Genomic DNA, 10,598 nt, shown 5'->3' with positions numbered 1-10,598 from the left:
TCATGGATTTCGCCACGGATAATCACCTGAAGACGGAAGAGCGCGAAATCGCCCATCCGTCCTAGGCAGGGGCGTACGGTCCGAGGCCCTAATCGGTGACCGGTGTGATCACCCTGCCTGTCTGCAGGAATGACTCCAGATTGCGCACCATCAGGTCTTCCATGTCGCGGCGCGTTTCGAGTGTGGCGCTGCCGATATGCGGCAAAAGCACGGCATTGTCGTTGGCCTTCAACGCATCCGGCACTTTGGGTTCGTGCTCGAATACGTCCAGCGCGGCGTTGCCGAGCTTGCCGCTTTGCAGGGCCTGCACCAGCGCGGCCTCGTCAATGACAGGTCCGCGGGCGATATTGATGATGGTCCCCTTCGGTCCCAGCGCTTCCAGTACTTCGCGCGAGATCAGATGGTGGGTGCCCGGCCCGCCCACCGTGGCGACTACCAGGAAATCCGCCCAGGCGGCCAGATCGACGAGCGAAGCCTCGTAGCGGTAGTCGACGTCCTCGCGCTTGTTGCGGCTGTGATAGCGCACGTCCATGTCGAAGCCGATGCCCCGCCTGGCGATGGCCTGGCCGATGCGGCCCAGGCCCACGATACCCAGCTTTTTCCCGCTGACACGCGAGCCGAGCGGGATACTGCCGTGCACCTGTCCCCATCCGCCGTCGCGGACGAAGCGGTCACCATAGGCGATCCGCCGCGCCGCGGCGATCATCAGGCCCCAGGCCAGGTCCGCCACGCAATCGGTCAGGACATCCGGCGTATTGCTGACCTGCACCCCACGGCGCTGCGCCGCTTTGACGTCTATGGTCTCGTAGCCGACTCCCCAGCTGCAGATGGCCTTCAGGTCGGGCAAGGCATCGATCATTGCCGCCGTGCAGCCGAAGTTGGCGGAGGTCACCAGGACGTCGACGCCCTTGCCGTGTTCTGCCAGCGCGGCCTCGCGGTCGGGATGCTTCCACAATTCGACGACGTCGTAGTCACGGGCGAGCCGTTCGTTCGCTGTGGGCGAGCCGGCATAGGAGCCGACCTGGATGATGCGGTGCTTGGCGGTCATTGGGTGCTTACCTGAGCAATCACGGAAAAAACGGTAGCGGGTAATTTACTCCAACTTGATATTGCTCTTGGCAATCACATCCTGCCAGCGCTTGACTTCGGCCTGTTGGAATTTCGTGAAGGCCTCCGGGCTATCGGCGACGACTTCGAAACCCAGGCCGTGCAATGTCTTTTCAACCGCGCTGTCGCGCAGGGTTTTGCGCAGTCCATCCGAAAGCGCGGTCACGATGTCGGCCGGCGTCGCCGCGGGGACGGCGAATCCCTGCCAGGAATACACGACCATATCGTTGATGCCGGCTTCCGCCATCGTCGGTACGTCGGGAAGCTCGGGGATGCGTTTGTCTCCCGTCGTGGCCAGCGCCTTGAGCTTGCCGGCCTTGATATGGGAGAGGACGGCGCCGAGATTCTGGAAGGATACGTTGACCTGGCTACCCATCAGATCGCTGATTGCCGCGGCGCCGCCCCGGTAGGGAACGTCTACACCGGTCGTGCCGCTTTTCTGGCGGAACAGTACGGCGGACAGATGATCCGAGGAACCGGTGCCCGACGAGGCGTAGGACACCGCGCCGGGATTCTTCTTCGCATAGGCCACCAGTTCCGCCACGGTCTTGGCGGGGAAGTTCGGCGCGGCGACGAGCACGTTCGGGTTGCGCACCGCCATCGTCAGGTATTTGAAATCTTTGCTTGGGTTGTACGATAAGTCCTTGTACAACGCCTGATTGATGGCGAAGGTGCCGATGGATCCCACCATCATGGTGTAGCCGTCCGGGGTGGACCTCGCCAGCGCTTGAGCGCCGATGGCGCCGTTGGCGCCGGGTTTGTTCTCCACCACGAAGGTTTGTCCGAAGATTTTGTTCATGCCCGGCAGGACGGCGCGCGCGGTGATGTCGGAGGATCCCCCGGGGACGAAAGGAACGATGACCGTGACCGGCTTGTCCGGGTACTTCGCGAGGACGGGAGCCGCTGCTGTCAGCGTGAGGGCGGCGGCGAGCGCGATGGCGCGCGGGAACGTGGTCATGGAGGTCTCCTGTATGGTGAGGCCGCGCCTCTCGGCATGAGAGCCACACGCCTCGTTTATTGTCAGTTGTCAGACTACGTGCTTGTAAAACAACTATATGTATTGAGCATCTATATGTCAACCAAGTATACTTTTACCCGACGTCGAGGACGCTTGTCCGACATTTGCCCATGAACGCGCCGACGCTGCAAAGCCATGCCTGGCGCGGGCTGCTTTCCTCCACGCATCAGGAGTCGATTCATGAAGACCACGGCCGTTACGGTGACCGATCTGCGCCGTTCCGTAATTGCAGTACCACCGCTCGCGCGCCACACCGATCTCAGCCTCAATACGCAGGCAAACGCGGCCTTGCTGCGGCATCTGGAGCAGGGCGGGGTGCGCAGCGTGATGTATGGAGGCAACGCCAACTTCTATAACGTCGGCGTCAGCGAGTACGCGCGCATCGTCGATTTCCTGGCGGAGCAGGCTGGGGCGGACACTTGGGTCTTGCCGTCCGCGGGGCCGGATTATGGCAAGTTGATGGACCAGGCCGCCATCCTGAAATCGCGGAGCTTTCCTACTGCGATGCTGCTGCCTATGTCGTTCCCCTTTACCGATGCGGGGCTGGCCGATGGTATACGGCGATTCAGCGACGCCATCGCGCGCCCTGTGGTCGTTTATATCAAGGCGTCCGACTACATCGCGCCATCGACCCTGGGTCGCCTGGTGGAAGAGGGTCGCATTGCGGCCGTGAAATACGCGGTTGTGCGGCATGATCCTGCCGTGGATCCTTATCTGTCTGCTTTGTTGAAGGCAGTCGATCCGCGCCTGATGGTCAGCGGTATCGGAGAGCGGCCGGCGATCGTGCATTGCCGCGAATTCGGCCTGCAGAGTTTCACGTCCGGTTCCGTATGCGTCGCGCCGCGCGGCTCCATGCAATTGCTGCGTCTGCTGCAGGAAGGGCGTTTGCCGGAGGCCGAGCGCGTGCGCGCGGCCTATATGCCGCTGGAGGACTGCCGCGATGCCATCAGCCCGATCCGGGTTCTGCACGACGCGGTGACGCTGGCCGGCGTCGCGGATATGGGCCCCATGCTGCCGCTGCTGACCGGACTGAGCGACGCCGAGCGGGAGCGCGTGGCTCCCGTGGCCCGTGCGCTGCTGGCGCGCGATCGCGACGTCCTGGCTGCGTGACCGGATGGCGCGGGGCGTCGATGGCGTACGATTAGCGCTCGATTCAAAGGAGAGCAAGGTGTCCACCAGGCAACGCACGCAGGATGCGGACAGTGTCCGCGCCATCGAGGCTGGCGGGGAGGGCGTACGCACGCTTGATCGTGGCCAGCGTGTGCGGTTGGGTGACCAGCTTTACGGCCAGATATTCGATCGCATCGCGTCGGGCGACCTGAACGTGGGCGATAAGCTTCCGTCCGAGCACGAAATCTGCGAGCAGTTCGGTGTCTCGCGGCCGGTGGTGCGCGAGGCGTTGCTGCGCTTGCGCGCCGATGGGTTGGTCAGCGCGTACCAGGGCCTGGGCACCTTCGTTATCCACCAACCGGCACCGCGCCTGAAAACGTTCGGCGATGTCCAGAACGTCGGCGCTTATCTGAGAGCGCAGGAAGTGCGCGTGGCGTTGGAGGGCGATGCGGCCCGGCTGGCGGCGCTGCGGCGTACCGACGAGCAGCTCAAGAAAATCGTCGAGGCGCATGAGACCTTTGCCCAGGGTCTGGCGCAGGGACAGGTATCCGCCGAGGCCGACCTGGCTTTCCATGCAAGTATCGCCGAGGCCAGCGGCAACGACTTTTTCCTGGGCGTCCTGGAAACGATCCACGAATCCATTCATGGCTTTATGCGTTTGTCCCTGAACCTGACGCGTACCGGTTCGCGCCAGCGTGCGGAACGTGTGATGGACGAGCACGCCAGCATTCTCGCGGCCATACGCGAACAGGATGGGGAACGGGCACGTACCGCCATGCAATTCCATCTGGGGCAGGCGCGCTATCGGTTGGTCGACCGCGACCGCGATTAGAACCGCGGCAGCGCCATCGCCGCGATAAACGACTTTAGGGAGACAGGCAGTGGCAAGCGAACAGACATCGGGTTTCAATGCTTCGCTCGCATCGGTGCGCGAGCAAATCGTGCTGGTGCTGCGCGCCTGGGGCATGCAAGCCGATCTGGCCGACACGGCGGCGGACCTGATGGCGGAGACGGACGTGCTGGGCATCGATTCCCACGGCATCTCCATGCTGCCGAGCTATGAGGACAAGGTGCTGGCCGGCACGTTGGCGATCGGCGCGCGGCCGCGAGTGGTTCGCGACGGGCCGGCTTCGGCCTTGCTGGACGGCATGGGGGGGCTGGGTTATCCGGCTGCCGCCCACGCCATGCACCTTGCCGTGGACAAGGCGCTGGCGCACGGCGTGGGGGCTGTGGCGGTGCGCAATTCCCACCACTTCGGCGCTGCCGGCGTGTATGCCCGCATCGCCGTGCGGCGTGGCGTCGTGGGGTTGGTTACCAGTAGCGCCAACGGCGTGATCATGGTGCCGACCGGCGGCGCAATGCCCATGCTGGGCACCAATCCGATCGCCTTCGCCGCGCCCGCCGCGCGCAACGAGCCCTTCGTGCTGGATATGGCAACTACGACGGTGGCCGCCAACAAGGTCAAGGTATACGACTTTCACGGCAAGCCCTTGCCGCCGGGTTGGGCCATGGATGGACGCGGCGAAGCCGTCACGGATGCGGCACAGGCCATGGCCTATATCTTCAAGCATCCGGAAGGTGGGTTGTCGCCGCTCGGCGGCACGCCGGCGATGAGCAGCCATAAGGGCTATGGCCTCGCGATGATGGCGCAGATACTGGGGTCCACGCTTACCGGCAGCGGCTTCGCGGCGCTGCACTCCAAGCGCCGCGGGCCGGGCGACCCCGACAATATCGGGCATTTCTTCCTGGCGTTGAATCCCGACGCATTCCGCGACACGGGCTCGTTCGAGGCGGATCTGGACGAAATGATCGACGCGATGCACGACACCCCGCGCGCGCGGGCCGATGTGCCGGTGCAGGTGGCCGGCGAACCCGAAGCCCGGACGCGCGATCAGCGGCACCGCGAAGGCATACCGATCCCGCCGGCGCTCGACACCCGCTTGCGTGACATCTGTGAACGCTGCAAGGCCCGTTATGTGTTGGAGCCGATATCATCATAAGGAGACAAGCATGTTCCCGCGTTTCATCAACGGCGCCCGGCGCCGGGCGCTTTCCATATTCGCGCTGGCGCTGCTAGGCCTGTCTGGCGCCGCCCACGCGCAGGCGGGTGATTGGCCCTCTCATCCCATACGGCTGGTCGTGCCGTTCCCGCCTGGCGGCAGTACCGACGCAGTCGGGCGCCTGGTCGCGGCGGAACTCGGCAAGGCGCTGAACCAGACCGTGATCGTCGAGAACAAAGGCGGGGCCAACGGCAATATCGGTTCGGATGTCGTCGCCAAGGCGGCGCCGGATGGCTATACCCTGCTGTTGTCCGGCGTAGGTTCCAATGCCATCAATTACGCGCTGTACGGCAGCATGCCGTACAAGGACAGCGATTTCGAGCATATTTCCCTGCTCGCGACCGGGCCGAACGTGCTTGTGGCCAACCCCGACTTTCCGGCCAAGACTTTCAAGGATTTCATTGCGCTGGCCAAGGCGAATCCTGGCAAGTACACGCATGCCAGCTCGGGCAACGGCTCGTCCGGCCACTTGGCGATGGAAATGCTCAAGCGCGCGGCCGGAATCGATCTGGTCCATGTCCCCTACAAGGGCGGGGCGGCGGCCATCACGGACACCATCGCCGGCCGAGTATCGGTGCTGTTCCTGAACCAGGACAATGTGCTGCCGCAGGTCAGGGCCGGCAAGCTGCGGGCCCTGGCCGTGGCCAGCGAAAAGCGCAACCCGGCCTATCCGGATACGCCGACGATCGCCGAATCGGGCTATCCGGGTTTTGCCGCGGAGTCGTGGTTCGGGCTCTCTGCGCCGGCCAAAACGCCGCCTGCCGTCGTCCAGCGCCTGAGCGTGGCCACGCGAGCCGCGCTGGCGGAGCCGGCGCTGCGCCAGAAGCTGGAGGCGGTCGGATTCGTGGTGGTCGGCGATAGCCCCCGGCAGTTCTCGGATTTCGTCACGGCCGAGATCGCGAAATGGGGCAAGGCCGCCAAGGATTCGGGCGCACGCATGGATTGACACGGCTTCGCATGCGGGCATGCGCAAGTGTCCCGCAATGTCTTCAAGTCGCCGGCCGTATTGCCGGCCACGTCGCCGCGGTGCCTGTGCACCGCGCCACCTTCAGGATGGATAGGATGACTGCACCGATTCCCAATCGCTTTCGCCAGCGCATTCTTGCGCGTGAGACCTTGATCGGTTTCTGGATGAGTATGGCCAGCCACATCACCGCGGAATTGGCCGGGCTGGCCGGCTACGACTGGTTGCTGCTGGACGGCGAACATTCGCCTAATGACGTGCCGTTGTTCGTGCAACAGCTTCAGGCTCTGCAGGGCAGCGAATCCGCGGCGGTCGGGCGTCCGACCATCAATGATCCCGTGGAAATCAAGCGGCTGCTCGACATCGGGTTCTACAACCTGCTGATTCCCTTTATCGAGTCGGCGGCTGAGGCGCGCCGCGCGGTCGCCGCGACGCGCTATCCTCCCGCCGGCATGCGGGGCGTGGCGGGTTTGCAGCGCAGTAACCGCTTCGGGACGGTACCCGACTACCTCACCACCATCAACGACAACATCTGTGTGTTGCTACAGATCGAAAGCCGCCCGGGCATCGAGGCGGTCGACGAAATCGCGGCGGTGGAAGGCGTGGACGGCATCTTTATCGGGCCATCCGATCTGGCGGCGGCGTTGGGGCATATCGGCAACCCGTCGCATCCCGATGTGCAGGCCGTCATTCGCCATCTGCACGAGCGCGCGAGTGCGCATGGCAAGGCGGTGGGGATACTGGCACCCGTTGCCGCGGATGCCAGGCGTTATCTGGACATGGGCATGCACTTCGTCGCCGTGGGCACCGATCTTGGCGTGTTCAAACAGGCAACCTTTGCGCTGCGCGAGGCATTCCGCTAAGCGCGGAACGCGAAAAAAAAGGACGCCAGCGCGTCCTTTTTTATTTGCCGATGCGGGGATGCCACCACCTTGCTTGCTTCAAGCTTGGGCGGGGCCGGGAGCCCGCTGTCGATTGCAGCGCGTTTGCGGTCCAGGTCACGTGCATGCGTGATGTGCACCCAGCTCCGCCGCGCGGCAATCGGCCTTCAACCACGCCGGGCCGCCGACCCTGGGGCGGGGTGGCCCATATCGGAATACGGCCGAACTCAGACTCAGAACAGGCGTATTACGCCAGCGCCTTGACCGCAGCGGACAGGCGGCTCTTATGGCGAGCTGCCTTGTTCTTGTGAATGATGTTCTTGTCGGCGACGCGGTCAATCACGCTGGTCGCCTTTTGCAGCACAGCGGCGGCAGCCGCCTTGTCGCCAGCTTCCACGGCTTGGCGCACGCGCTTGATCGCGGTACGCAGCATGGAACGCAGGCTGGAATTGTGCTTGTTACGCTCGACCGATTGGCGAGCGCGTTTGCGAGCTTGGGCAGTGTTGGCCATGTGCAGTTGAAAAATTAGAAATTCGGCAAAGCTCGACATTGTAGCAAGTTTGCCTCGGAAAGCAAGCTTCCAGGCTCAAGCCTGGGCTACGTCTATGCTGACCATCCAGGGGGTATAGCGCCGCACCGTGACGGGCATGCTCTGCTCCAGCGTATCCAGGGTGGCGTCCGTATCGTCCAGGGGAAACTGGCCGGTCACCGGCAGGCCGCCCGCGGCCATGGAAATGCGCAGGATGCCGCTGCGGTAGGGGCGCAGGGCGGCGATGACATCGGCCAGCGGCCGGTTGCGCACCGCAATCCAGCCGGTTTCCCAGGCAGCATCGGCGAGAAGTTCGGCCCGGGGAGGGTCCACCCTGGCATCGTCGAAGCGGGCGCCCATCCCGGCTCCGATCACGCCGCGCGCCTTCTCGAGCGTTTGCACTTCGACTTCGTGCTCATGCACCACCACCAGGGATCGGCGAGCCTGCTGGCGCACCATGAACCGGGTGCCGAGGGCTCGCACCGTCCCCTGTTCCGTGGTGACGATGAACGGCCGATTCGGGTCGTGCGCGACGGAAACCGTGATCGCCCCTTCCAGCAGGCGGACATTGCGCTGCGCACCGGCAAAATCCAGTTGGACCCGCGAGCGGGCATCCAGCAGCATCTGGCTGCCGTCGGACAGCCCATATAGCCTGCGTTCGCCCGTGGCAGTGGCGGCGTCGGCCGTCAGGTTATGCAGGGGATAGATTTCGTTCAGCACCACGGATCCGACCACGACGGCCGTCACAGCCGCCGTGCTGCCCGCGATGAATCGACGTCGCGCCGGGTTCACCGGCAAGGCGCGAGCGGACGGAATGGGCGTGGACCGGTATGCCGCCAGGGCGGGTGTCAGAACAGGCCGGCTGTTGGAGGTGGAAAAGCCAATCGGATAAAAATCGCTAAGCCGTCCAAAGGACGAACCGAGCGCCGAAGTCAATTGTTGCCATGCGCTCTCGTGCATGGGGTTTTCCGCCCGCCAGGCGAGAAAGTCCGCGTAATCGGATTGCGACGCACGACCGGAACGCAGCAGCAGCAGCCAGTTTACGACCTGGTCTGCGACGGGCGTCGATTTGTCCGGGGTGGCGTCTTGATCCAAAGTGACTTCCGAGTGGCCGCAAGGGGTGTCGAATTGTAAATATTAAAGCGTTTTATCAAGAACAGGGGCAATTTGCCAGCGTGGTAAGCAAAAAATCCGGCAAGGGATGGGTGTCAGTCCCTAAAAATTCCCGGTTGAGGGGGCCAGGTGGCGGATATCGCCCATCCGGCCCGTCAGGCCAGCAATGCGTGAAAGTGTATTGTGAATACAACAGATGACTCAGGCCGCGCCGGGCGCCGGAGCAGGTGAGTGCCGCAGGAAGTCGCGCGGCCGAAATCCGCAGATAAGCAGCAAACCAAAGTAAACCGCGACGCTGGCGCCCAGGACGGCCCCCAGCAGGCCGACCCGTGCCGAGCTGTGGGCTTGCAAGGCGATCCAGTCCAGGTGGCGATCGGCGTATAGCAGCACAGCGGCCAAAGCGGCCAAGGCGGGGACCAGGCGCAGCAGGAAGACCGGCCAGCCGGGGCTGGGACGGTAGACGCCGCGCTTATGGAGTACCGTCAGCAATAGCAGCGCATTCAGGCACGCCCCGATCGCGATGGCCAGGGCGAGTCCGGCGTGGGCCAGCCGCGGGACCAGCACGATGTTCAGCGCCTGCGTGGCGACCAGGGCGACGATGGCGATCTTTACAGGCGTGCGGATGTCCTGCCGCGCATAGAAGCCGGGGGCGAGGATCTTTACCGACAGCAGGCCGATCAACCCGACGGAATAGGCCATGACGGCCATGCGCGTTTGCATGACATCGCGCGCGGCGAACGCGCCGTAGTGGAACAGGGTGGCCACCAGACCGTCCGACAGCAATGCCAGACCCAGTGCACTGGGCAGACCCAGCAACAGCGTCAGGCGCAGGCCCCAGTCCAGCAGCGCGCTGTAGCCCTCGGTGTCGGCGCGGGCGCTGGCCGCGGAAAGGCTGGGAAGCAGCACGGTACCCAGCGCCACGCCGAGCAGCGCCGTTGGGAATTCCATCAACCGGTCGGCATACGACAGCCAGGTCACGCTGCCGGGGGGCAGCCATGTGGCGATGTTGGTGTTGATCAACAGCGAGATCTGCCCCACCGAGACACCGACGATGGCCGGCAGCATTTGCCTGAGGATGCGGCGTACCAGGGGGTCGGACCACGCGGCACGCGCATGCAGGCTATAGCGGGGTACCAGGCCGAGGCGTGCCAGGGCGGCCCACTGTATAAGCAATTGCAGGAATCCGCCCACCATGACGCCTATGGCCAGTGCGTAGATGGGCGGGTGGTAGCGCGGCGCCAGCCATAGGCAGGCCGCGATCATGGATAGGTTCAGCAGCACCGGCGTGAACGCGGGGACCGCGAACCGGCGCCAGGTATTCAGCACGCCGGAGGCGAACGCAACCAGCGACATGCAAAGGATGTACGGGAACATCATCCGTGTCATCCACACCGCCGAATCGAAAGCCTGCGCACCCGCTTCGTCGCGCAGCCCGCTGGCCATCGCCATGACGACCCAGGGTGCGAGCGCGATGCCGACCAGGGTGACGAGCATCAGCGCGAGGGTCAGCAGCAGTGCGACCCGGTCCAGCAGGGTGCGTACCCGCTCTTCGCCCTGCTTGGTCCGCACCGTTCCCAGGATGGGGACGAAGGCTTGGGCGAACGCACCTTCGGCGAATAACCGCCGCAGCAGGTTCGGAATGCGGAACGCAACCCAAAATGCGTCGGTCAGGGGCCCGGCGCCAAACGCGCGGGCCACCAGTATGTCGCGGATCAGGCCGGCGATGCGGGACAGCAAAGTGAAACCGCTGACCGTGGCGGCCGATCGCAGCAAACTCATGGCGAAGATGGACGAACGCGGCTGCTGGCGCCGGGAT

Annotated in this window: 10 protein-coding genes; 5 read left to right on the top strand and 5 right to left on the bottom strand. The window is 64.3% G+C overall.

Annotated features, from left to right (window positions below):
* Nucleotides 1-88: 88 nt before the first annotated feature.
* Nucleotides 89-1,048 (bottom strand): 2-hydroxyacid dehydrogenase, encoded by a 960-nt coding sequence (locus ACO1P8_RS22095; protein WP_486297992.1) that lies wholly within the window; start codon nucleotides 1,046-1,048, stop codon nucleotides 89-91.
* 45 nt (nucleotides 1,049-1,093) lie between these two features.
* Nucleotides 1,094-2,065, bottom strand: a complete 972-nt coding sequence (locus tag ACO1P8_RS22090) for a Bug family tripartite tricarboxylate transporter substrate binding protein (protein ID WP_486297991.1) — start codon at nucleotides 2,063-2,065, stop codon at nucleotides 1,094-1,096.
* A gap of 240 nt (nucleotides 2,066-2,305) precedes the next feature.
* On the opposite strand from ACO1P8_RS22090, the gene ACO1P8_RS22085 reads away from it, so the two are divergent.
* The 5 genes from ACO1P8_RS22085 to garL all read left to right on the top strand — a co-directional run bounded on the left by ACO1P8_RS22085 (nucleotide 2,306) and on the right by garL (nucleotide 7,122).
* Complete coding sequence (locus ACO1P8_RS22085; protein WP_486297990.1) at nucleotides 2,306-3,235, top strand: dihydrodipicolinate synthase family protein; 930 nt, start codon at nucleotides 2,306-2,308, stop codon at nucleotides 3,233-3,235.
* Nucleotides 3,236-3,293: 58 nt separating this feature from the next.
* On the top strand, nucleotides 3,294-4,067 hold the full coding sequence (locus ACO1P8_RS22080; RefSeq protein ID WP_486297989.1) for a FadR/GntR family transcriptional regulator: 774 nt from the start codon (nucleotides 3,294-3,296) through the stop codon (nucleotides 4,065-4,067).
* Between the two features lie 49 nt (nucleotides 4,068-4,116).
* Nucleotides 4,117-5,235 (top strand): Ldh family oxidoreductase, encoded by a 1,119-nt coding sequence (locus tag ACO1P8_RS22075; RefSeq protein ID WP_486297988.1) that lies wholly within the window; start codon nucleotides 4,117-4,119, stop codon nucleotides 5,233-5,235.
* A 10-nt stretch (nucleotides 5,236-5,245) separates the two neighbouring features.
* Nucleotides 5,246-6,241, top strand: a complete 996-nt coding sequence (locus tag ACO1P8_RS22070) for a Bug family tripartite tricarboxylate transporter substrate binding protein (RefSeq protein WP_486297987.1) — start codon at nucleotides 5,246-5,248, stop codon at nucleotides 6,239-6,241.
* Nucleotides 6,242-6,357: 116 nt separating this feature from the next.
* A complete protein-coding gene (gene garL, locus ACO1P8_RS22065; RefSeq protein WP_486297998.1) occupies nucleotides 6,358-7,122 on the top strand; it encodes a 2-dehydro-3-deoxyglucarate aldolase in 765 nt (254 codons plus the stop codon).
* Between the two features lie 265 nt (nucleotides 7,123-7,387).
* Here the strand turns inward: garL and rpsT are convergent, their stop codons facing one another.
* From rpsT to murJ, 3 genes are all read right to left on the bottom strand, one after another.
* Nucleotides 7,388-7,651 carry a 30S ribosomal protein S20 gene (rpsT, locus tag ACO1P8_RS22060; protein WP_066352075.1) on the bottom strand — a complete coding sequence of 88 codons (264 nt, stop codon included), beginning with the start codon at nucleotides 7,649-7,651 and terminating at the stop codon, nucleotides 7,388-7,390.
* Between the two features lie 75 nt (nucleotides 7,652-7,726).
* The gene (locus tag ACO1P8_RS22055; protein ID WP_486297986.1) at nucleotides 7,727-8,764 is read right to left on the bottom strand and encodes a FecR family protein; all 1,038 of its coding nucleotides are present in this window, start codon (nucleotides 8,762-8,764) and stop codon (nucleotides 7,727-7,729) included.
* 219 nt (nucleotides 8,765-8,983) lie between these two features.
* Nucleotides 8,984-10,561 carry a murein biosynthesis integral membrane protein MurJ gene (gene murJ / locus ACO1P8_RS22050; protein ID WP_486297985.1) on the bottom strand — a complete coding sequence of 526 codons (1,578 nt, stop codon included), beginning with the start codon at nucleotides 10,559-10,561 and terminating at the stop codon, nucleotides 8,984-8,986.
* Between the last annotated feature and the right edge of the window lie 37 nt (nucleotides 10,562-10,598).

The sequence above is a fragment of the Bordetella sp. genome (assembly GCF_057362025.1).
Note: the sequence above shows the minus strand (reverse complement) of the source record. Positions and strands in the feature narration are given on the sequence as shown.